The organism is Candidatus Seongchinamella marina, from assembly GCF_026262685.1.
GTDB lineage: Bacteria > Pseudomonadota > Gammaproteobacteria > Pseudomonadales > Halieaceae > Halioglobus > Halioglobus marinus.
The window spans coordinates 64,415-85,590 of the sequence record NZ_SHNP01000003.1 but is presented as its reverse complement, the minus strand read 5'-3'; the positions used below and the strand labels follow the sequence as shown (position 1 = coordinate 85,590).

21 protein-coding genes are annotated in these 21,176 nt (G+C 53.3%); 18 read left to right on the top strand and 3 right to left on the bottom strand.

Annotated features, from left to right (window positions below):
• Together EYC87_RS08790 and EYC87_RS08785 are read right to left on the bottom strand one after the other, a co-directional pair.
• Positions 1-477 carry a nuclear transport factor 2 family protein gene (locus tag EYC87_RS08790; RefSeq protein ID WP_279252547.1) on the bottom strand — a complete coding sequence of 159 codons (477 nt, stop codon included), beginning with the start codon at positions 475-477 and terminating at the stop codon, positions 1-3.
• Positions 478-641: 164 nt separating this feature from the next.
• Positions 642-2,636: a sodium-translocating pyrophosphatase gene (locus tag EYC87_RS08785; protein WP_279252546.1), complete on the bottom strand. Its 1,995-nt coding sequence runs from the start codon at positions 2,634-2,636 to the stop codon at positions 642-644.
• A 119-nt stretch (positions 2,637-2,755) separates the two neighbouring features.
• On the opposite strand from EYC87_RS08785, the gene EYC87_RS08780 reads away from it, so the two are divergent.
• The 15 genes from EYC87_RS08780 (at position 2,756) to EYC87_RS08710 (ending at position 16,497) form a co-directional block, all read left to right on the top strand.
• A complete protein-coding gene (locus EYC87_RS08780) occupies positions 2,756-3,847 on the top strand; it encodes an alpha/beta hydrolase (protein ID WP_279252545.1) in 1,092 nt (363 codons plus the stop codon).
• 11 nt (positions 3,848-3,858) lie between these two features.
• Positions 3,859-4,698: an alpha/beta hydrolase gene (locus tag EYC87_RS08775; protein ID WP_007230447.1), complete on the top strand. Its 840-nt coding sequence runs from the start codon at positions 3,859-3,861 to the stop codon at positions 4,696-4,698.
• A gap of 137 nt (positions 4,699-4,835) precedes the next feature.
• Positions 4,836-6,767, top strand: a complete 1,932-nt coding sequence (gene mnmG / locus EYC87_RS08770; protein WP_423243970.1) for a tRNA uridine-5-carboxymethylaminomethyl(34) synthesis enzyme MnmG — start codon at positions 4,836-4,838, stop codon at positions 6,765-6,767.
• 1 nt (position 6,768) lies between these two features.
• Positions 6,769-7,398 carry a 16S rRNA (guanine(527)-N(7))-methyltransferase RsmG gene (rsmG, locus tag EYC87_RS08765; protein ID WP_279252543.1) on the top strand — a complete coding sequence of 210 codons (630 nt, stop codon included), beginning with the start codon at positions 6,769-6,771 and terminating at the stop codon, positions 7,396-7,398.
• Positions 7,399-7,430: 32 nt separating this feature from the next.
• On the top strand, positions 7,431-8,243 hold the full coding sequence (locus EYC87_RS08760; RefSeq protein WP_040542491.1) for a ParA family protein: 813 nt from the start codon (positions 7,431-7,433) through the stop codon (positions 8,241-8,243).
• A 13-nt stretch (positions 8,244-8,256) separates the two neighbouring features.
• Positions 8,257-9,150, top strand: a complete 894-nt coding sequence (locus tag EYC87_RS08755; protein WP_279252542.1) for a ParB/RepB/Spo0J family partition protein — start codon at positions 8,257-8,259, stop codon at positions 9,148-9,150.
• A 281-nt stretch (positions 9,151-9,431) separates the two neighbouring features.
• Complete coding sequence (locus EYC87_RS08750) at positions 9,432-9,833, top strand: ATP synthase subunit I (protein ID WP_279252541.1); 402 nt, start codon at positions 9,432-9,434, stop codon at positions 9,831-9,833.
• 12 nt (positions 9,834-9,845) lie between these two features.
• Positions 9,846-10,742, top strand: a complete 897-nt coding sequence (atpB, locus tag EYC87_RS08745) for a F0F1 ATP synthase subunit A (RefSeq protein ID WP_279252540.1) — start codon at positions 9,846-9,848, stop codon at positions 10,740-10,742.
• Positions 10,743-10,778: 36 nt separating this feature from the next.
• Positions 10,779-11,009 (top strand): F0F1 ATP synthase subunit C, encoded by a 231-nt coding sequence (atpE, locus tag EYC87_RS08740; protein ID WP_007230418.1) that lies wholly within the window; start codon positions 10,779-10,781, stop codon positions 11,007-11,009.
• Between the two features lie 65 nt (positions 11,010-11,074).
• Entirely contained in the window at positions 11,075-11,545 is a 471-nt protein-coding gene (locus EYC87_RS08735; protein WP_279252539.1) for a F0F1 ATP synthase subunit B, read from the top strand.
• A gap of 12 nt (positions 11,546-11,557) precedes the next feature.
• Positions 11,558-12,094, top strand: a complete 537-nt coding sequence (locus tag EYC87_RS08730; RefSeq protein ID WP_279252538.1) for a F0F1 ATP synthase subunit delta — start codon at positions 11,558-11,560, stop codon at positions 12,092-12,094.
• 23 nt (positions 12,095-12,117) lie between these two features.
• A complete protein-coding gene (atpA, locus tag EYC87_RS08725) occupies positions 12,118-13,662 on the top strand; it encodes a F0F1 ATP synthase subunit alpha (protein WP_279252537.1) in 1,545 nt (514 codons plus the stop codon).
• Between the two features lie 20 nt (positions 13,663-13,682).
• Positions 13,683-14,546: a F0F1 ATP synthase subunit gamma gene (gene atpG, locus EYC87_RS08720; protein ID WP_279252536.1), complete on the top strand. Its 864-nt coding sequence runs from the start codon at positions 13,683-13,685 to the stop codon at positions 14,544-14,546.
• A 97-nt stretch (positions 14,547-14,643) separates the two neighbouring features.
• Positions 14,644-16,041 carry a F0F1 ATP synthase subunit beta gene (gene atpD, locus EYC87_RS08715; protein WP_279252535.1) on the top strand — a complete coding sequence of 466 codons (1,398 nt, stop codon included), beginning with the start codon at positions 14,644-14,646 and terminating at the stop codon, positions 16,039-16,041.
• Between the two features lie 27 nt (positions 16,042-16,068).
• Positions 16,069-16,497 carry a F0F1 ATP synthase subunit epsilon gene (locus tag EYC87_RS08710; protein ID WP_007230437.1) on the top strand — a complete coding sequence of 143 codons (429 nt, stop codon included), beginning with the start codon at positions 16,069-16,071 and terminating at the stop codon, positions 16,495-16,497.
• A gap of 124 nt (positions 16,498-16,621) precedes the next feature.
• Here the strand turns inward: EYC87_RS08710 and EYC87_RS08705 are convergent, their stop codons facing one another.
• On the bottom strand, positions 16,622-17,362 hold the full coding sequence (locus EYC87_RS08705) for a TrmB family transcriptional regulator (RefSeq protein ID WP_279252534.1): 741 nt from the start codon (positions 17,360-17,362) through the stop codon (positions 16,622-16,624).
• A 128-nt stretch (positions 17,363-17,490) separates the two neighbouring features.
• Here EYC87_RS08705 and glmU point away from each other — a divergent pair, with 128 nt between their 5' ends.
• The 3 genes from glmU to EYC87_RS08690 are packed head-to-tail and all read left to right on the top strand — an operon-like array spanning position 17,491 to position 21,133.
• Positions 17,491-18,861 (top strand): bifunctional UDP-N-acetylglucosamine diphosphorylase/glucosamine-1-phosphate N-acetyltransferase GlmU, encoded by a 1,371-nt coding sequence (gene glmU / locus EYC87_RS08700; RefSeq protein ID WP_279252533.1) that lies wholly within the window; start codon positions 17,491-17,493, stop codon positions 18,859-18,861.
• A 2-nt stretch (positions 18,862-18,863) separates the two neighbouring features.
• Positions 18,864-20,693, top strand: coding sequence for a glutamine--fructose-6-phosphate transaminase (isomerizing) (gene glmS / locus EYC87_RS08695; RefSeq protein WP_279252532.1), 1,830 nt, complete (start codon positions 18,864-18,866; stop codon positions 20,691-20,693).
• Between the two features lie 53 nt (positions 20,694-20,746).
• Positions 20,747-21,133, top strand: coding sequence for a DoxX family protein (locus EYC87_RS08690; RefSeq protein ID WP_279252531.1), 387 nt, complete (start codon positions 20,747-20,749; stop codon positions 21,131-21,133).
• Positions 21,134-21,176: the final 43 nt, after the last annotated feature.

Genomic DNA, 21,176 nt, shown 5'->3' with positions numbered 1-21,176 from the left:
TCAGTCCCTACTTTTCTCTTTCTTGGGCTGCTCGATCGCTTTTTTAGCAGTGAGCCACTGGCCAATCATGACGCCCATATTATTGGGGTTATAGGCGTCCTCTTCGTATTTAAATAGTCCGTTTCCCGCGTAATGGAGAATGGTGATATTAGGCTCTTCGTAGATGTTGCCGTCACCTAGGTCTTCCATACGATTCATAATTTCCGCAAATACCCAGCCTTTTTCTTTATCGATGCTGTACCAGCGGACAGGGAACGCTGTCATATTACTGGCGGGCCACTGGTCCATGGTGTGGGTAATCCACTCATGGATTCGTTGCCGACCCCAATAACGGCCATAATTATGCTCAAAATAGGTCGCGTCTTCGGTAAAACAGTTAGACCAGTCAGACCAGTCTTTGGTTTGCGCTCCTTTGAGAGCAGCCGCTTGAAACTTGTCAAAGGCTTGTTCTATTTCCTTGCGTTTCCACCTGGCCATAGTAGTTGTCCTGCGTATTTTTCTGCGGGTGCAGAGTTTTATCGGCCGAGTATCTCTCAGCTGCCAGGAACAGTGTAGTCGATAGGGGAAATAGCGGCTTTTGGTACAGCCGTTTGAGCCGATAAAAAGGGGTAAGACGCGGGGCATGGTGCCCCGCGGCAAGGTTACAGCAGAGGAGCAATCACCAGGCTAACAATAGCCATGACGTTAATCAGAATGTTCATTGCGGGACCGGAAGTATCCTTGAAGGGATCGCCTACCGTATCGCCAACGACCGCAGCGGCATGGGTATCTGAACCTTTGCCACCCAGATTGCCTTTTTCAACATACTTCTTGGCGTTATCCCAGGCGCCGCCGGCGTTAGCCATCATCAGAGCCATGAGCACACAGGCCAGCAGAGCGCCGCCTAACATGCCACCTAAAGCGGCGGCTCCGAGCCCAAAACCCACCAATACAGGAGTGGCAACGGCTATAACGCCTGGTGCAATCATTCTGCGCAGGGCAGCTGTAGTGGCGATGTCGACGCAACGCGCGGTATCAGGTTCTGCATTGCCTTCCAGCAGGCCCGGTATTTCGCGAAATTGCCGGCGAATTTCGGTAATCATATCAAAAGCGGCTTCACCGACAGCAGTCATGGTGATAGATGCAATCAGGAAGGGTACGGTGCCACCAATGAACATGCCCACCAGTACAGTGGGGTTAGTTATTTCCAGCGAAAAAGCCGGGTTGTTAGACTGCACGGTTTCAACAAAAGCGGCAATGATTGCCAGAGCGGCCAAGGCAGCCGCGCCAATTGCAAAGCCCTTGCCGATGGCTGCGGTTGTGTTACCGACTTCATCAAGGCCATCGGTAATCTTGCGGGTTTCCTCCCCCATACCAGCCATTTCTGCAATGCCACCGGCGTTATCTGCTACCGGGCCATAGGCATCGATTGCCATGGTAATGCCGACGGTTGCCAGCATGCCCACCGCCGAGATACCAACGCCATAGAGTCCTGACAGGCTGGTGGACACCCAAATGATTGCCGCGAGGAACAGCACGGGCAACACTACCGACTGCATTCCGACTGCCAAGCCAGTAATCATCACAGTTGCCGCGCCAGTTTCTCCTGACTTGGCAATACGCTCAACAGGTTTTCCGCCAGTGTAATACTCAGTGATGAGGCCGATAAGTACGCCGCCAACAGCACCAGCAACAACGGAATACCAGATGTTAATTCCAAGGCCCATTGAAGACATCATGAAGTAAGCCATCGCTGCAAAAATCACAGGTGCCGCTAGTGTACCAGTGCGCAATGCAACCTCAGGAGCAGCGCTGCTGCGGGCTCGGACAATAAAGATGCCGCCCAGGGAGGCCAACAGGCCAATAGTGGCTAGAGCCAGAGGCAAGAACATCATCGCGCTTTTTTCCTCAGCGCCAATGGCCATGGTTGCTGCGATGGCAATACAGGCAATCATAGAGCCGCAGTAGGACTCGAAGATATCAGATCCCATGCCGGCAATGTCCCCGACGTTATCGCCCACGTTATCGGCAATGACGCCAGGGTTACGAGGATCATCCTCAGGAATCCCCGCTTCAATTTTTCCGACCAGGTCAGCACCGACATCCGCGCTTTTGGTGAAAATGCCGCCACCAACGCGAGAAAACAAAGCAACTACCGAGGCACCCATGCCAAATCCGTGAATAGCGTGAGCAGTTTGGGGGTCGCCACCAAAGTACCAGTAAAGGCTACCCAGGCCGATCAAACCTAATGAGGCGACGCATAGACCCATGATCGAGCCGCCGTAAAACGATACCGACAGGGCCATATCCTGACCGTGATTATGAGCTGCAACAGCGGTTCGAACATTCGCTTTGGTTGCGGCGAACATTCCCAGGAACCCTGCGGTTGCAGAGGACAATGCACCTACCAAGAAGGCGATTGCTGTATTTGCGCCCAGCGGCGAAACGTAGATAGCGATTAGCAGTACCAGTGCAAAAATGGCCAGCATCTTATATTCGCGTTTCATGAATACCATGGCACCAAGATGAATTTGGTCGCCAATTTTCTTGACGACGCCATCTCCGTGATCGTGGCGAACCATAATGTGATAAATGATAAAGGCGATTGCTAGCCCGGCCAACCCGAGTAACGGGGGTAAGACATGATATTCAGACATCTACTGACTCCATGTTGATTATTATTTAATTGCAGATGCAGCTAACCAAAATTTAGTCGCTGGCACAAGCCAGATGCTGAACTCTATGGTACTTGTTTAGTGAGGCTATCGAGCACAGAATGCCGATTCACTTAAAACTGGATTCCTTTTTGATGTTGTGGACTGCAATTTTTCTACTCGCCCTGGTGATTGCGGTAGCTTTTACCCGATTTTATTTGAGCGGGCCCAGCCTCAGTGGGTTCGATACCCCGCTAGGCGAACAATTTAAGGGGCAAGAGCCCAATGATGAGCACGATCAGGTAGTAGCTTCGCTGACGATAGCGGCAAGCCCGACCGCTAAAGCGTCGCGTAAGCAGCAACTGGCATTGATGCGCCAGCGCATGGACCAGTTATCAGACGGCATCGACTTTGCTTCCAGCTTTACCCAGGTAACCGCCGGAGATGTCCCCGCAGAGTGGGTCATTGCTCCAGGCGCGGATAGTTCGCGTCGCCTGCTGTACATCCACGGGGGGGCATTTGTGATGGGTAGCCCGCGCAGTCACCGCGTGATTACCAGCCGCTTCTCGGAGATTTCAGGATGTGCGGTGCTCGCGATCGATTATCGATTAATGCCAGAGCACCGGCGCATGGCCGGTGTAACTGATTGCCAGACAGCTTTCGAGTGGTTGCTCAAAAATGGACCGGATGGCGTATCGCCTGCTCAGCGCATTTATATCGCCGGAGACTCAGCTGGCGGCAATTTGGCGTTAATGATGGCTGCCTGGGCCAGAGATCATGGTACGCAAAAGGCGGATGCGGTGGTTGCACTATCACCCGTTACCGATGCGACCTTTAGTGGGCCCAGCATGAAGGCAAATGTAGAAACAGATGCGATGCTTGGTCCCATGTTCAAGGGCCTGACGAAGATTCCACGCCCTCTGCTGTTGTGGGGCGGCTGGGTGCAGAATCGGGTCAAACCATCCAGCCCGGTGATTTCTCCCGTATTCGGGAATCTTCGAAACCTGCCGCCCACTCTGGTTCATGCCAGTGAGGCCGAAATGTTGCTGGATGACGGCCGCCGCTACGTTAACCGAGCAGTAGCCAACGGGTCGGTGGCCACACTACAAACCTGGCCCCGCGTGGTTCATGTTTGGCATATGTTCTATCCTCAACTCACTGAGGCCCGCGAGGCCTGGGATGAAATTGGAAAATTCCTCGCTGAAGCGGGGTAGGGAGCTGCGCAATGCAACATCGGGAAGACACATTAGCTGGCGCCGCTGGCCATTCAATTTATTTTCAGTACTGGATGCCAGAACAGGCGCCCCGTGCCCTGCTTTTAGTGGTACATGGAGCCGGCGAGCACAGCGCGCGCTACGCCGAGCTGGCGGCCTCATTTTGCGCTGCCGGGTATGTTGTAGCGGCCCTTGACCATGTCGGCCATGGCAAGTCTGATGGCACTTACGGGCATATGGATGATTTTCAACATCACCTGGATACGCTGGAGATATTTCGGCAGCGAGCAGTGGCGGATTTTCCAGGCCTGCCTGTTATTTTGCTGGGGCACAGTATGGGTGGCCTGATAGCCGCCTGCTTTTTACTACAACACCAGCAGCAGTTTGCTGCCTGTGCTTTATCCGGGCCGGCCATTAAATCAGAACTGGAGCCAGGCGTTGGCCAGATTGCCCTGATTCGGCTGCTTTCATTGCTACTGCCAAAGCTGGGTGTCATGCAGTTAGATGCAGCGGGGGTTAGCCGTGACCCGGCAGTTGTAGAGGCCTATAAGGCCGACCCCCTGATCAACCACGGCAAAATGTCGGCGCGGTTTGTTGCAGAGCTGTTTAAGGCGATGAATCGGGTGCAGGCTGAGGCAGGTAGCATCACCCTGCCGCTGTTAATTATGCATGGCGAGAGCGATTCGATGACTGCGCCCGACGGTTCACGCTTTTTGCATGATTCAGTGAGCTCAACGGATAAAACCCTGAAACTCTACCCTGAGCTTTTCCATGAAATATTTAATGAGCCTGAGCGGGAGCAAATTATAGCTGAGCTACTTACGTGGTGTGACCAGCGAGTCGGCAGCTGAAGTCGGATCTAATGCTGGTTTACCAGGCCTGCTCTGCAGCCTTGCCTGAACCGGGCAGCTTGGCATTTTTACTGCCGAACAATTTTTGTACACCGGGCTCACCACACGTATAATCGCGCCCCCAATCTTTCTATGCTATGCCGACAGCTGAGGTCAGCGCAGTGGAATACAAACAACAGTTCGATGTGATCGTGATCGGCGGAGGGCACGCAGGCACTGAGGCGTGCCTGGCGTCGGCGCGCATGGGCTGTCGCACCCTGTTACTAACTCACAGCGTTGATACTCTCGGCCAGATGTCCTGCAACCCGGCTATTGGCGGCATTGGCAAAAGCCATTTGGTGAAAGAAGTCGATGCCCTGGGTGGCGCGATGGGTCGAGCCACTGACCTCGCCGGCATTCAGTTTCGAGTCCTTAACTCCCGCAAGGGCCCGGCGGTGCGTGCCACCCGGGCACAGGCTGACCGGGTGCTGTATCGTAATGCCATCCGGCAGATACTTGAAGGCCAGGAGAATTTAAGCATTTTCCAGCAGCCTGTTGACGATCTGTTAATTGAAAGCGGTGTTGTTGTGGGTGCCATTACCCAGATGGGTGTCGTTTTCCGCGCTTCCCGGGTGGTGCTGACGACAGGAACCTTCCTCGGTGGCAAGCTCCATATTGGTATGGAGAACAGTGCGGGTGGTCGTGCCGGTGATCCTCCGTCCATTGCCTTGGCCCAGCGGTTGCGAGAACTGCCTTTCAGGGTGGAGCGACTGAAAACGGGTACTCCACCGCGTATCGATGCGCGCAGCGTAGATTTCAGTGAGCTGGATGAGCAGTGGGGTGATGAACCCCTGCCCGTCATGTCTTTTATGGGCAGTGTAGACGAGCATCCCGAGCAGCGCTGTTGCTGGATTACTCATACCAATGAGCGCACCCACGACATCATTCGCGCTGGCCTCGATCGGTCGCCCATGTTTTCTGGGGTGATAGAAGGCACTGGCCCACGTTACTGTCCCAGTGTTGAAGACAAGATACATCGCTTTGCCGATAAGAACTCTCACCAGGTGTTCATTGAGCCCGAGGGGCTGACTTCACCGGAGCTATACCCCAATGGCATATCAACCAGCCTTCCTTTTGATGTGCAGATAGATCTGGTGCATTCCATTAAGGGCTTTGAAAATGCTCACATCACGCGCCCCGGATATGCTATCGAGTATGACTTTTTTGACCCTCGGGATTTGCAATCTTCTTTGGAAACCAAGGCCTTGCCCGGCCTTTATTTCGCCGGTCAAATCAATGGCACAACAGGTTACGAGGAAGCGGCCGCCCAGGGCTTGTTGGCGGGACTGAATGCTGCCCTGGCAGTTAAGGGGGAGCAGGCCTGGTGTCCGCGTCGTGACGAGGCCTATATAGGTGTGTTGGTGGATGACTTGATTACCATGGGTACCATGGAGCCCTATCGCATGTTTACCTCCCGTGCTGAGCACCGGTTATTGCTGCGCGAGGATAACGCTGATCTTCGGCTGACTGGCAAAGGGCGCGAGCTGGGCCTGGTAGGCGATGCTCGTTGGCAACGCTTTGAGCAAAAAAGTGACGCCATTGTCAGGGAGGCAGAGCGCCTGGGCAGCACCTGGCTGCAACCGGGAAGTGCAGAAGCAGAGAAGCTGGCTGACAAGCTTACCAGCCCGCTGGCGAGAGAATATTCACTGGCTGATCTGTTGAAGCGACCAGAGCTGGACTACGCAGACATCGCCGGTCTCAAAGGAGAGCCGACGACAGACCTGCAAGCGGCGGAGCAAGTTGCCATACAGGCCAAGTACGCCGGCTATATTGATCGTCAGCAAGGTGACATTGATCGCCTTCGGCGTTATGAAAACGCAGCCTTACCTGCAGACCTGGACTACGAGCAAGTGGATGGTCTTTCCAATGAGGTCAAACAAAAATTGGGTGAAGGCAGGCCAGACACTCTGGCCAGGGCAGGTCGCATACCCGGGGTGACTCCCGCCGCAGTTTCCTTGTTGTTAATCTACCTGAAAAAGCGTGGCGCCCTGGGTGCGATCAAGGGCGACGATTCGCGCAAGACGGCCTGACTTGGACAAAGTCCTCGTCAACCAATTGGCCCGGGGTTGCGACGCGTTGGCGGTCGCGACTGACAGCTCGACCCAGCAGCGTCTGCTGGCTTATCTGGAGCTAATGATTAAATGGAATCGCGCATACAACCTCACGGCAGTGCGCGACCCAGAGCAAATGGTCACCAAGCACTTGCTGGATAGTCTGGCGATTGCGCCCTACCTGGCTGGCGACGATTTGATAGATGTGGGAACGGGAGGCGGCTTGCCCGGTGTGCCCCTGTCTATCGTATTTCCCGATCGTCAGTTTCACTTGTTGGATAGCAATGGCAAAAAGACCCGTTTCCTGTTTCAGGTGAAAACTGCGCTTGGCTTGGATAATATGGTCGTTCACCAGGCGCGAGTGGAGGCATTCGATTCGGAGACCCCATTTGACGCGGTGCTCTCCCGGGCCTTTGCCTCTTTGGAGGATATGGTCGACGATTGCCGTCATCTATTGGCTTCAGGCGGCCATTTTTTTGCGATGAAGGGTGCCTATCCAGGGGAAGAAATTGCCGCCGTGGAAGACCGTTGTCACCTAGAGGCCGTGCACTCAGTGACGGTGCCAGGTCTGCAGGAGCAGCGCCATTTGGTGGATATGACTTTGCGCTGAATGCAGCGCTACAACAGCTACCAGGGGAAATCGTGGCAAGAGTAATTGCAATTGCGAACCAGAAGGGCGGTGTCGGTAAGACTACGACCTGCATTAATCTGGCCGCCTCCCTGGCCGCCATGAACAGACGTGTTCTGCTGGTAGACCTTGATCCTCAGGGCAATGCCACCATGGGTAGTGGCATCGACAAATATAGCGTTAAACGCAGCACCTACGATGTCCTGGTGCATCGCGCCCCGGTCAGTCAAGTCGCGCAGCATGCCGCCGACAGTGGTTTTGACGTGCTGCCATCCAACAGCGACCTGACTGCCGCAGAAGTTGAATTAATTGAGGTGGAGCATAAGGAACGCCGCTTGCGGGCAGCCCTTATTGAGGCATCTGCAGCTTATGACTACATGCTGATTGACTGCCCGCCCTCGCTTAATATGCTGACACTGAACGCCCTCGTTGCCGCTGATGGGGTTATTATTACTATGCAGTGTGAGTATTTTGCCTTGGAAGGCTTGTCAGACCTGGTTCGCACCATTTCCCAAATCGCGGAGTCAGTGAACAGTGAGCTGCAAGTAGAGGGCATATTGCGCACCATGTACGACCCTCGTAACAGCCTCACCAACGAGGTATCCAATCAATTGCATAAGCACTTCGGCGACAAGGTATATCGTACGGTAGTGCCCCGTAACGTGCGTCTGGCGGAGGCACCCAGCCATGGAATCCCTGCGATGTACTATGACAAGTTTTCACGCGGGTCCAAAGCTTATATGGCATTGGCGGGAGAAATTATACGGCGTGAGGAAAAACTCGCGCAGCAGGCTGTGGCACCCGCTTCAGCCCCGGTAGCGGAATAAACGGAGAGGCAGGATGTCGAAAAAACGTTCCCTGGGGCGCGGCCTGGATGCATTGTTAGGTGCGAGCGCCACGGCCAGTGAGGCTGCCGAAGCTTCGGAGTCGACCGTATCGGAAGTGGCCGCGGACCCAGACAAATTGCTTAAAGAGCTTCCGATTGACCTGATTCAGCGCGGTAAATATCAGCCGCGTCGCGATATGGTGCCGGAGTCTCTGCAAGAGTTGGCTGACAGCATTAAGGCCCAGGGTGTTATGCAGCCTATCGTAGTGCGGCCGATATCCGATCGAAAGTACGAAATTATTGCCGGAGAACGTCGCTGGCGGGCCACTCAGCTAGCGGGCCTGGATACCATTCCAGCTGTTATTCGCGATGTGCCAGATGAAGCAGCCATTGCCATGGCCCTGATTGAGAACATCCAGCGGGAAGATCTTAACCCTATCGAGGAAGCTGCCTCATTGCAGCGCCTGCAACAAGAGTTTGAGCTTACCCAGCAGGAGGTGGCAGATGCCGTGGGTAAATCACGATCCACCGTGGCCAATTTGCTGCGTTTGATGAGCCTGCAGGAAGACGTGCGCAAGTTAGTTGAACATGGTGATCTGGAAATGGGGCATGCGCGGGCGCTGCTGGCGTTGGAGGGAGGTGACCAATCACATGCTGCGGGCCAGGTCGTCGGCAAAGCCATGTCTGTGCGCCAGACAGAGGCTATGGTGCGCAATTTGCTCGCGGGTAAAGACAGGCCCAAGGAAAACAAAACCCTAGACCCTAATATTAGGCACTTGCAGGACGATTTAGCCCAGCGTCTTGGCACCAAGGTGCAGATTCAGCACTCTGCCAAAGGAAAGGGCAAGTTGGTACTCAATTACAGCTCACTTGACGAGCTGGACGGAATTTTGGCTCACATTAACTAGCCAAAAATTTTTTTAGCGTTCCAGTTAAAGGCGAGGTGCATTAATTGATACTGTATATAGTGGTCAGGAAACAGTCAGGCACTATATGGACCGTCTGCCAATCAACAAGGGACGAGCGTCGGTAAAGCTGCCTGGAAATAGAGGTTTACGTCCGTTATTTTTAATGTCGATAGTGACTATCGGTTGGTTGAACCCACCCACCATTGCCCCTATAATGCGCGCGCCTTGAACGAGGATCAAACCCGTGTGGTTATTGGAGAGGGGAGAAAGGCGGAGTTGTTATGCCGGGTGCTGAAATAGCGCGGCCTCCTGTCCATCGTATTACCCTGGCGCAATTGGCAGTTTTGTTAGCTGTGTGTCTGCCGTTGACGGCATACGATCAGGTGATCGCCTGGTCTCTGGCAGCGGGAGGCGTAATCGCTATTGTGCCTCAGGCATATTTTGCTCAACTTGCCTTTCGTTGGCGAGGAGCGAAGTCAGCCAGGGCCATGGCCCGGTCCAGCTACGCTGGCGAGATAGGCAAGTTTTTATTGAGTGTTGCCGGGTTTGCCCTGGTGTTTGCAACATTACGGCCGGTTAGCGGCCCGTCGGTTTTTGCTGGATACGTGGCGATGCTGACGATACAAATTATTGGTAGCTGGCTGCTGCTTTCTCGCAGCCAGTCGGTACAGAGACAGACCTAAGAGTCCCTATAGATGGCAGCTGCAGGCGAAGAACTGACAATCTCCGGATATATTGTCCACCACCTGACCAACCTTACCTATGGCAAGTTGCCCGCTGGTTTTGAGCGCCACGCTGTAGACGGTGGTACAGAGGTTGTTCCTGAAGGGGGTATCTGGACTATTGCCCACGGCGGTGCCGAGGCCTCTGCGATGGGGTTTAACGCGATTCACGTTGATTCAATGCTATGGTCCGTTGGCTTGGGCCTGGTATTTTGCTTCCTGTTCCGATCAGTGGCCAAGAAGGCCGAATCGGGTGTCCCCAGCGGTATGGTCAACCTGTTTGAAATGATCGTTGAGTTTGTCGATAGCACGGTGAAAGACACCTTCCACGGACACAACAAGCTGATAGCGCCCTTGGCCCTGACCATTTTTGTTTGGGTCTTTATGATGAACTTCATGGACATCATTCCGGTTGACCTGATCCCCCACACTCTTGAGCTGCTCGGCGTGCCTTACCAGAAAGTAGTGCCATCTACAGACCCGAACATCACTATGGGCATGGCGCTGGGCATCTTTATCTTGATGCTCTATTACTCAATAAAGGTTAAAGGCTTCGGCTTCGTGAAAGAGCTGACAATGAACCCCTTTAATCACTTTATGTTCATTCCGGTAAATTTGTTTATGGAAGTGGTTGGCCTGCTGGCCAAGCCCTTTTCCCTGGGCCTGCGTTTGTTCGGAAACATGTACGCCGGTGAGATGATCTTTATTCTGATTGCAGCCCTGTTCAGTGCCGGTATCGCCTGGATGGTACCTGCGGGAATGTTGCAAATCGGTTGGGCGATTTTCCATATTCTGGTTATCACCCTGCAAGCCTTTATCTTCATGGTGCTGACGATTGTGTATCTCAGCATGGCTCATGAAGACCACTAATTTACTTTAAATATCTACACAAACTAGGAGAGAAACATGCCTGAATTAATCTACGTAGCTGCCGCCATCATGATGGGTCTGGGTGGTCTGGGTGCCGCGATCGGTGTTGGTCTGTTGGGCGGTAAGCTCATCGAAGGTTCTGCGCGTCAGCCTGAGCTGGCACCCAAACTGCAGGTGACCTTCTTCCTGGGCGCAGGCCTGGTAGACGCGATTCCCATTATTGGTGTTGGTATCGCGATGTACCTGATCTTCGTAGTTGCGGGTTAATAGAGACAAACCTAATCGGGGTTATTGCGCTTTAAATAACCCCAACAACCTGTGAGGAGAAGAGCGTGAATATAAATCTTACGCTTATCGGGCAGATGATCGCGTTTATCTGTTTCGTCGTGTTCTGTATGAAGTACGTATGGCCGCCTATTATCGCTGCCATGTCTGAGCGCGAGCAAAAGATCGCCGATGGCCTGGCTGCCGCTGACCGCGCTAGTCACGACCTCGAGTTGGCTAAAGAGAAGGCAGTAGAACGCCTGAAAGAAGCCAAGGAAGAGGCCTCGAGCATCATCGATTCCGCTAACAAGCGTGCAGGCCAGCTGGTTGAAGAAGCCAAGGACGCTGCAGTTGTAGAGGCTGATCGAGTGAAAGCCTCTGCTCAGGCAGAGATCGAACAGGAAACCAACCGCGCACGCGAGCAACTTCGCGGCCAGGTTGCAGCCCTGTCATTGGCCGGCGCTGAAAAGGTTTTGGGTTCTGCAATCGACCAAGAAGCTCATAACGAGCTGGTCGAGAAGCTGGCCTCAGAGCTGTAACGCGAGGGAGCTATGGCTGAATTAAGCACACTGGCACGTCCCTACGCCAAAGCGGCGTTTGAGTATGCCCGAGAGCATAATGCGCTGGCGCAGTGGTCAGAGCAATTGCTCACTACATCCGCTGTCGCGGCAGACGACGGTATGGCGGCGGTTTTGAACAATCCATCGCTGACTGACGAGCAGCAGGCGCAGACCATGATAGAGGTCTGCGGTGATGTCTTGGGCGCCGAGGTGAAGAACTTTGTTTCAATCCTCGCCTCGAACAAGCGTCTGGCTTTGCTGCCGGAAATTTCGTCCCAATTTGAGCTGTTCAAGGCCAATCAGGAAAAGTCGGTAGACGTAGAAGTGGTCTCCGCCTTTGATTTGACTGAAGCTACGACAGTAAAGCTCGCCGACGTATTGGGCAAAAAACTTGAACGCGAAGTGAAGGTCAGTACATCTACTGATAAAGACCTTCTGGGTGGCGTTTTAATCAGGGCCGGTGATCTGGTGATCGATGGCTCCGTGCGCGGCAGGTTGAACAAGCTTGCCGAAGCATTGAACTCCTAGAATTTAGGATTGAGGAACAGAGCATGCAGCAACTGAATCCATCTGAAATTAGCGAGATTATCAAGTCGCGCATCGACGAACTCGATGTGTCCTCTGAGGCTCGTAACGAAGGCACCGTGGTATCTGTTACCGACGGTATTATTCGTATCCATGGTCTCGCCGAAGTTATGTACGGTGAGATGATTGAATTTGAAGGCGGCATCTACGGGATGGCGCTGAACCTGGAGCGCGACTCTGTTGGCGCGGTAATTCTGGGTGATTACAAAAGCCTGGCTGAAGGTCAAAGCTGTCGCTGTACTGGCCGCATTTTGGAGGTACCTGTTGGCCCCGAACTACAGGGCCGGGTGGTAGACGCACTCGGTAGCCCCATCGATGGTAAAGGCCCCGTTAATGCGGCAATGACCGACGCGCTGGAAAAGGTTGCTCCTGGTGTTATTGCCCGTCAGTCCGTTGACCAGCCCGTGCAAATTGGTTTGAAGGCGGTTGACGCCATGGTACCGATTGGCCGTGGTCAGCGTGAGTTGATTATTGGTGACCGCCAGATTGGCAAGACCGCGATTGCGGTTGATGCCATCATCAACCAGAAAGGTTCTGGTATTAAGTGCGTTTACGTCGCTATTGGTCAGAAGGCCTCCTCTGTAGCTGCCGTTGTGCGCAAGCTTGAAGAGCATGGCGCAATGGAGCACACAATTGTTCTCGCGGCGACGGCTTCTGACCCGGCTGCAATGCAGTTCCTGGCACCTTTTGCCGGTTGCACCATGGGCGAGTATTATCGCGACCGCGGTGAAGACGCCCTGATCATTTACGATGACCTGACCAAGCAGGCCTGGGCATACCGCCAGATCTCGCTGTTGCTGCGTCGCCCTCCCGGTCGTGAGGCTTACCCTGGTGACGTATTTTATCTTCACTCGCGTCTGCTGGAACGTGCCGCACGGGTTAATGCCAAGTATGTCGAAGACTTCACTAACGGTGAAGTGAAAGGCAAGACCGGCTCCTTGACTGCACTTCCTGTTATTGAGACTCAGGCCGGTGACGTATCTGCGTTTGTGCCGACTAACGTGATTTCTATCACCGATGGGCAGATCTTCCTGGAAGCCGATATGTTTAACGCTGGCGTGCGGCCTGCGATGAATGCCGGTATTTCGGTATCTCGGGTTGGTGGTGCGGCACAGGCCAAGATCATAAAGAAACTGTCCGGTGGTATTCGTACTGCGCTGGCGCAGTATCGAGAGCTGGCGGCGTTCTCCCAGTTCGCCTCTGATCTGGATGACGCGACCAAGGCCCAGCTGGACCATGGTGAGCGCGTCACCGAGTTGATGAAGCAGAAGCAGTATTCTCCGCAGAGCATCGCGGAGATGGGCCTGCTGCTGTATGCCGCTAACGAAGGCATGCTCAGTGATGTTGATGTCGCCAAGATTGGTGATTTTGAAGATGCACTGCTGTCCTACATGCATGCAGAGCACAGTGAGTTAATGGGCAGTATCGTTCAGAGCGGTGACTATAACGACGAGATCGAGGGCGCTTTCAAGTCTGCGATCGAGAAGTTCAAGTCTACTCAGACCTGGTAGTAGAGCCCGAGGACCATTAGATGGCAGCCGGAAAAGAAATACGGACCAAGATCTCGAGCATCCAGAGCACGCAGAAGATCACCAGCGCTATGGAAATGGTAGCTGCGTCGAAAATGCGTAAGGCTCAGGACCGCATGCAGTTGGGCAAGCCCTATGCCCGTCGCATGCGCTCTGTGGTTGGTCACATTGCTAACGCAGCACCAGAGTACCAGCACATGTACATGGAAAAGCGTGAAGTGAAACGAGTGGGATATATCATCGTTTCTACTGATCGCGGCTTGTGTGGCGGTTTGAATATCAATTTGTTCAAGGCTGCGATCAAGTCCATGAAAGCGTGGAACGATCAGGGTATTGAGATTGACCTCAGCCTGGTTGGAGCCAAAGCGACAGCATTTTTTAACAGTTACGGCGGCAACGTTATTGCTGCGGTGCGTGACCTGGGTGAAGAGCCATCGCTGGCCGACTTGATCGGTGGAGTAAAGGCGATGTTGGATGCCTATGAAGAGGGCAAGATCGACCGCCTGTTCCTGGTCAGTAATGAGTTTGTGAACACCATGACTCAAGAGCCCAGTGTTGAACAGTTGCTTCCCCTGGAAGCTGAAGAAAGCGACGAGATGGCTCACCATTGGGACTACATCTATGAGCCCGATGCAAAAGACCTTCTTGAGGGCTTGTTGACTCGCTACATTGAGTCCCAGGTCTATCAGGCAGTCGTAGAAAACGGTGCCTGTGAACAAGCGGCGCGTATGTTGGCAATGAAAAATGCTACTGACAACGCCGGAGACCTGATTGATGACCTGCAGCTAATTTACAACAAAGCGCGTCAGTCAGCGATTACTCAAGAACTGTCAGAGATTGTGAGTGGCGCAGCGGCCATTGGTTAAACGGCAGCTCGACACGGCGTAAGAAGTGGTAACGAACTCGGCACAGGGCAACGCCCGGGGCCAGCAAGCATTGAATTTTGATATAGAGGATCCGAACATGAGCAGCGGACGTATCGTACAAATTATTGGCGCGGTAATTGACGTGGAGTTTTCACGCGAAGACGTGCCCCAGGTCTACGACGCATTGGTAGTGCCTGAGAAAGATCTCACCCTGGAAGTTCAGCAGCAACTGGGCGATGGCGTCGTGCGCGCTATTGCTATGGGTTCTTCTGAAGGTGTAAGCCGTGGATTGGCGGTAGAAAATACCGGCGCTCCCATTTCAGTGCCAGTGGGAATCGAGACCCTGGGTCGGATTATGGATGTACTGGGCAACCCTATCGATGAGTGTGGCCCTATCGGTGAGCAAGAGCGCGCCGCTATTCACCGCAAGGCGCCCACCTACGAAGAGCTGTCAGCATCTGACGAGTTGCTGGAAACTGGCATTAAGGTCATCGACCTGGTGTGTCCCTTTGCCAAAGGCGGTAAAGTTGGTCTGTTCGGTGGAGCCGGTGTTGGTAAGACCGTAAACATGATGGAGTTAATTAACAACATTGCTACCGAGCACAGCGGCCTGTCCGTATTTGCAGGTGTTGGGGAGCGTACTCGCGAGGGTAACGATTTCTACTTCGAGATGCAGGAGTCCAACGTGGTAGACGTTGAAAACTTCTCCAACTCCAAAGTGGCCATGGTCTATGGCCAGATGAATGAGCCCCCTGGAAACCGTCTTCGTGTTGCATTGACCGGTCTAACCATGGCTGAGAAGTTTCGCGACGAAGGTCGTGACGTATTGCTTTTCGTTGACAACATTTATCGTTATACCCTGGCGGGAACTGAAGTATCAGCGCTGCTAGGCCGTATGCCTTCTGCGGTGGGTTATCAGCCTACGCTAGCGGAAGAAATGGGTGTGCTGCAGGAGCGTATTACGTCTACCAAGGTAGGTTCGATTACGTCTATCCAGGCGGTATACGTGCCGGCGGATGACCTGACTGACCCTTCTCCAGCGACCACTTTCGCGCACCTTGACTCTACTGTTGTACTGTCTCGTGATATTGCTGCCAGGGGTATTTATCCTGCGGTTGACCCGTTGGACTCAACGTCGCGCCAGCTTGATCCGCTGATCATTGGTAACGATCACTACGAAACTGCCCGTGGTGTTCAGTCTGTGCTGCAGCGTTACAAAGAATTGAAGGACATCATCGCGATTCTGGGTATGGATGAGCTGTCAGAAGAAGACAAGCAGTCGGTAAACCGGGCTCGTAAGATCGAGCGCTTCCTGTCCCAGCCGTTTCACGTGGCGGAGATCTTTACCGGTTCTCCCGGTAAGTATGTGTCTTTGAAAGATACCATCGCGGGCTTTAAAGGTATTCTCGCCGGTGAGTACGACCACATGCCTGAGCAGGCCTTCTACATGGTTGGCAGCATTGACGAAGCCGTTGAGAAAGCCAAGAACCTGTAATAGCAGTCAGTTAACGAGGCCAGAATTATGGCAATGACAATCCACTGCGATATCGTCAGTGCGGAAGAAGAAATTTTCTCCGGCCTGGTCGAGATGCTCGTGGCCACTGGTGGCGAAGGTGAGTTGGGTGTGAGCTACGGCCATGCTCCTCTGCTGACGGCGCTGGTTCCGGGCCCAGTCCGTGTCGTCACGCAGGCTGGTGACGAAGAAGTTTATTACGTGTCTGGCGGCTTTCTTGAAGTTCAGCCCGGCGTGGTTTCTATTCTTGCTGATACCGCAATTCGTGCCCACGACGTGGACGAGGCGGCTGCGGAGGAGGCACGTAAAGAAGCTGAACATGCACTGGCTAACCAATCTGGCGATTTCGACTATGGCCGTGCATCAGCACAATTGGCCGAAGCCGCCGCTCAGTTGGCGACATTACGCAAGTTAAAAAATCGGGCCGGTCGCGGCTAATTGTAACCTGCACCACGTTGCCCACTTACAGGGCCGCCGAAAAAGCCCTGGCCTGAAAGCCGGGGCTTTTTTATGGGCGGCGCATCGGCAGTGCAACCTCGATACTGTCAGGGGTACTGCACGCTCACAGCAGCTGCCACAGCGTATCGAAAAGGATTTGCTGGGTTGAGGCGATGGCTGCCGAATCAATGATTACTACTACTGGATAGTCATTATCTGCCAGCGTAATCATCGCTACTTTGGGTGGATAAATGGCGATATAAGACGCATCCGCGGTATCGCTGGCGGGTAGCCATTTGCGTTCGGCGTACTCAGCTTCATCACCGCCTTCACCCACAGCAATAACGCGAACTTGAATTCCGCGGTTCTCTCGCTGCCGGGTGAAATTGGGGAAGGGGCGGTAGAGGTGTTCCCTGAGGGTTTTTGTTGAAATCACTGCATAGCCACGCTGCGGATCTCTGGCTGTGCTGTTGAGAATATCCCTGAGCACAAATTCTACGCCGTCGTCTCCTTCGTAGAAGCGCACGTTGCCTGGACTGAATTCTGCTTGTGTTTGCTTAAGCTCAGGGATCACTTCGCTGCGAAGTTGCTCCATGGCCAGGGATAGCGCCTGTTGCCTGCGTTCGCCCAGCTGCAATAATTGCTCAGGGTCCTCTGCCTGAAACACTCTTCGTTTGCCGCGAGGAAAGTAATTCACTACCCCCTTACCCGCCAATTTCTTCAAGGTTTCGTAGGTACTACCCCTGTTCACCCCCGATTCAGCGGCAACGTCACGGATAGATGCTGGCCCCAGACGCAGCAAAGCACGGTAGATATTGATTTCCCGGTCATTAAGACCGAGCTGACGTAGACTATCGAGTTTCATTTGTTGTCAATTTTTATGTGACAAATGACGTTGTTTTGATAATTATCAGCGATAATAATGCACTTAATCCTGAATTAATGTCAAAAAATATCTGACAGTAGGCTTCTGCCTCACTGGGAACCAACTACATGAATCTCGAAATTATTATTCTTGCTGCGGGTCAAGGGACTCGTATGAAGTCTCCCCTTCCCAAGGTTTTGCACCAGATTGCGGGCCAATCCATGCTACAGCATGTGATTAGCGTTGCCCGTGACTTGAACCCCTCGGCTATCCATGTGGTCGTGGGTCATGGTGCAGAGGAAGTGAAGGAGGCAATGGCTGCTGAAACGTTGCAATGGGTTGTTCAGGAACAGCAACTAGGCACTGGCCATGCGGTGCTGCAGGCCATGCCCAGGGTGGATGAGCGCAGCACAGTCCTGGTGCTTTATGGCGATGTGCCACTGATTCGCCTGGACACCTTGCAAGGCCTGGTCGAGAAAGCCACTAAAGCACCTGCGTTGCTGACCGCTCAGGTGACGGACCCCGCCGGTTATGGGCGCATTTTGCGAGGCGATGATGACTCTGTACTGGGCGTGGTTGAGCATAAGGATGCCAATCAGGAGCAACTGTTAATTAATGAAATCAATACAGGGGTGCTGGCTGCGCCAGCCGCTGATCTCAAGCGTTACTTGCCAGCGGTGGGTAATGCCAACAGTCAGGGGGAGTATTACTTGCCTGATGTCCTCGCTATGGCTGTTGCCGATGACAAAACTGTGGCGGCTCAACTGGCGACGTCCGAATTGGAGGTGCTGGGCGTCAATGATCGCCTGCAATTAAATCAGGTAGAGCGTGAGTGCCAGCTTAGACAAGCACAGCAGTTGTTGCGCGATGGCGTGAGCGTGGCTGATGCGGCGCGATTGGATATTCGTGGCAGCTTGCACTGTGGTGTTGATGTGAGTATCGATATTAATGTGGTGATTGAGGGTCAGGTCGTGCTTGGCGATGGCGTTTCCATAGGCCCGAATTGCGTACTGAAAAATGTGACGATTGCGGACGGAGCATCTGTTCATGCCATGAGCCACCTGGAAGATGCCCGGGTTGGAGCCAAAGCCAATGTAGGACCCTATGCGCGCCTGCGACCTGGAACCGTATTGGCTGAAGGTGCCAGAGTTGGCAACTTTGTTGAAACTAAAAAAGCAAATATCGGTGCCGGCAGTAAAGTGAACCATCTCAGCTACATCGGCGACTGCGACATGGGTGCTGGAGTGAACGTGGGCGCGGGTACGATTACTTGTAACTACGACGGCGTCAACAAGCATAAAACTTCTCTGGGTGATGATGTGTTTGTTGGTTCCAATAGCACGCTTGTCGCACCTCTTGCGGTTGCCGATGGAGGTTTTATTGGTGCGGGCTCTACCGTGACCAAAGCAGTCGGTGAAAAAGAGCTGGCTGTCAGTCGCGCCAAACAGCGCAATATTCTGGGTTGGCAACGCCCCGGCAAAGACAGCGGGGAAGCCTGATCATGTGTGGAATTGTGGCCGCTGCGGCACGACGCGAAGTCTCTGAAATCCTGTTGGAAGGCCTGCGCAGGCTCGAATATCGAGGCTATGACTCTGCCGGTATGGCACTGTTGGATAACGAGCGAAATTTGCTGATGCACAAGCAACTGGGAAAAGTCGCAGAGCTGGAGCGCGCCCAACAACTGCAGCCTTACCTGGGTTGCACGGGCATTGCCCACACTCGCTGGGCGACCCATGGAGAGCCTTCTGCGGCTAATGCGCACCCTCATATTTCCGGTCAACGACTGGCTCTGGTGCATAACGGCATTATCGAAAACCATGAGGCTCTGCGGCTGGAGCTGTCTCAGCAGGGCTATCAATTTGCCTCTGTTACAGATAGCGAAGTAATCGTTCACTTACTTCACAGCGCAATGGAAGCGGGAAACAGTTTAGCGGAAGCAATGCAAATTACGGTCTCGCGGCTGGACGGTGCCTACGCTTTGGCGGTAATCGATGCAGAGCACCCTGAGCAGATTGTCGCTGCCCGCCAGGGTAGTCCGTTAGTGATTGGTGTTGGCATTGGCGAAAACTTTCTGGCTTCAGACCAGATGGCCTTGCGCCAGGTGACCGATCGCTTTATCTATCTTGAAGAGGGCGATTTAGCACTTTTGTCCCCCTCTTCTATCATTATTTATGACGAAGCGGGTAAGGAAGTCCAGCGCCAGAAAACCCGTATTGACGCCGCGGTGGAAACCGCAGATATGGGTGATTTCGATCACTACATGATCAAGGAAATTTATGAGCAGCCTCGAGCATTGGCAGCCACACTCAACCTGAGTGCCGATCACCAGATAGCCGACGAGGTGTTTGGCAATGGCGCAGCGGCAATTTTTGACAAGGTTCAGGCGATACAAATTGTCGCCTGCGGAACCAGCTTTCATGCCGGAATGGTGGCGCGCTACTGGCTGGAGGAGCTGGCTGGTATTCCCTGTCAGATCGAAGTGGCTTCGGAATTTCGTTACCGCAAACGAGTCCAGCATGAAAACACCTTGCTGGTCACTATATCGCAATCCGGAGAAACCGCGGACACGCTTGCAGCTATGCGCAACGTTGCCCCCGGGGAATTCCTTGGCAGTCTGGTGATTGCCAATGTGGATAACAGTTCTCTGGTAAGAGAGAGCGACCTGGTTTTTTTGACTCGTGCGGGTATCGAGATTGGCGTTGCGTCTACCAAGGCGTTTACTACCCAGCTGGTAGGTTTGCTCATGCTGACCACAGTGCTGGGTCGCCGACGCGCGATGCCGGTCGAACAGGTTCAGGAGGTGGTGAATGCCCTGCACAATCTTCCAGATTATGTGCAGGAGACGCTTGAGTTGGATGACGCGATCAAACAGATATCCGAATCGTTTATCTCCAAGCACCATGCTCTTTTTCTGGGTAGAGGTATTCAATATCCCGTGGCAATGGAGGGGGCGCTAAAATTAAAGGAAATCTCCTACATCCACGCGGAAGCTTATCCTGCAGGAGAACTGAAGCACGGACCATTGGCATTGGTTGACGACGACATGCCAATTGTTGCTGTTGCCCCCGGCGATGAGCTGTTGGAAAAGTTAAAATCGAACCTGGAAGAGGTTCGCTCCAGAGGTGGCGAGTTATTTGTATTTGCTGACGGACAGGCAGGCTTTGCCAGCGAGCCCAGAGTCAATGTGTTGAACATGCCTCATTGTCCCGAGGTCGTTAAGCCAATTGTCTATACGGTTGCGCTACAGCTGTTGTCTTACCATGTGGCGGTGCAAAAAGGGACTGACGTGGATAAGCCGCGCAATTTGGCCAAATCTGTTACCGTGGAATAGAACGATAGCGGTCATTTAAAAATTACTGCTTCGCTTGCAATAGGGAGTAACGAATGAGATCTGCATTAATACATGTTGGCCGAGTGTTATTAGCACTGTATTTTCTGTTGCCGGGAATCGGCAAGTTTGTTTCGTGGGATATGCATGTGGCGTTAATGGAATCTCATAATATGGTCATGGTTCCCGCTTTATTAGCGATTGCTGGCATTGCTCAAATTGGCGGTAGTATCTGCCTGCTATTTAATAAACAGTTGGTTATTTGCGCGCTCGGCTTTGCCGCCATGGTCTTACTCATTAATTTGAATTTGCATGACTTTTGGAATGTCTATGAGGGCGTAGATGCCAAACATGAATCTCAGAACTTTTTCAAAAATTTGGGCATATTTGCGGGTCTGTTGCTGTTGGCGGCCATCAATATGGAAAAGACATCCAACGAGTGATTGCATTGGTAAGCGTATAGAAAACACGGGGATTATTAACCAT

Bases quoted from the DNA above. Each gene is read 5' to 3' on its own strand.
- EYC87_RS08775 (WP_007230447.1), top strand. From the start codon at position 3,859: ATGCAACATCGGGAAGACACATTAGCTGGCGCCGCTGGCCATTCAATT.
- atpD (WP_279252535.1), top strand. From the start codon at position 14,644: ATGAGCAGCGGACGTATCGTACAAATTATTGGCGCGGTAATTGACGTG.
- atpB (WP_279252540.1), top strand. From the start codon at position 9,846: ATGGCAGCTGCAGGCGAAGAACTGACAATCTCCGGATATATTGTCCAC.
- atpE (WP_007230418.1), top strand. From the start codon at position 10,779: ATGCCTGAATTAATCTACGTAGCTGCCGCCATCATGATGGGTCTGGGT.
- EYC87_RS08785 (WP_279252546.1), bottom strand. From the start codon at position 2,636: ATGTCTGAATATCATGTCTTACCCCCGTTACTCGGGTTGGCCGGGCTA.
- EYC87_RS08730 (WP_279252538.1), top strand. From the start codon at position 11,558: ATGGCTGAATTAAGCACACTGGCACGTCCCTACGCCAAAGCGGCGTTT.
- EYC87_RS08750 (WP_279252541.1), top strand. From the start codon at position 9,432: ATGCCGGGTGCTGAAATAGCGCGGCCTCCTGTCCATCGTATTACCCTG.
- glmS (WP_279252532.1), top strand. From the start codon at position 18,864: ATGTGTGGAATTGTGGCCGCTGCGGCACGACGCGAAGTCTCTGAAATC.
- EYC87_RS08755 (WP_279252542.1), top strand. From the start codon at position 8,257: ATGTCGAAAAAACGTTCCCTGGGGCGCGGCCTGGATGCATTGTTAGGT.
- atpG (WP_279252536.1), top strand. From the start codon at position 13,683: ATGGCAGCCGGAAAAGAAATACGGACCAAGATCTCGAGCATCCAGAGC.
- glmU (WP_279252533.1), top strand. From the start codon at position 17,491: ATGAATCTCGAAATTATTATTCTTGCTGCGGGTCAAGGGACTCGTATG.
- EYC87_RS08710 (WP_007230437.1), top strand. From the start codon at position 16,069: ATGGCAATGACAATCCACTGCGATATCGTCAGTGCGGAAGAAGAAATT.
- atpA (WP_279252537.1), top strand. From the start codon at position 12,118: ATGCAGCAACTGAATCCATCTGAAATTAGCGAGATTATCAAGTCGCGC.
- EYC87_RS08790 (WP_279252547.1), bottom strand. From the start codon at position 477: ATGGCCAGGTGGAAACGCAAGGAAATAGAACAAGCCTTTGACAAGTTT.
- EYC87_RS08780 (WP_279252545.1), top strand. From the start codon at position 2,756: ATGCCGATTCACTTAAAACTGGATTCCTTTTTGATGTTGTGGACTGCA.
- EYC87_RS08690 (WP_279252531.1), top strand. From the start codon at position 20,747: ATGAGATCTGCATTAATACATGTTGGCCGAGTGTTATTAGCACTGTAT.
- mnmG (WP_423243970.1), top strand. From the start codon at position 4,836: ATGCCGACAGCTGAGGTCAGCGCAGTGGAATACAAACAACAGTTCGAT.
- EYC87_RS08705 (WP_279252534.1), bottom strand. From the start codon at position 17,362: ATGAAACTCGATAGTCTACGTCAGCTCGGTCTTAATGACCGGGAAATC.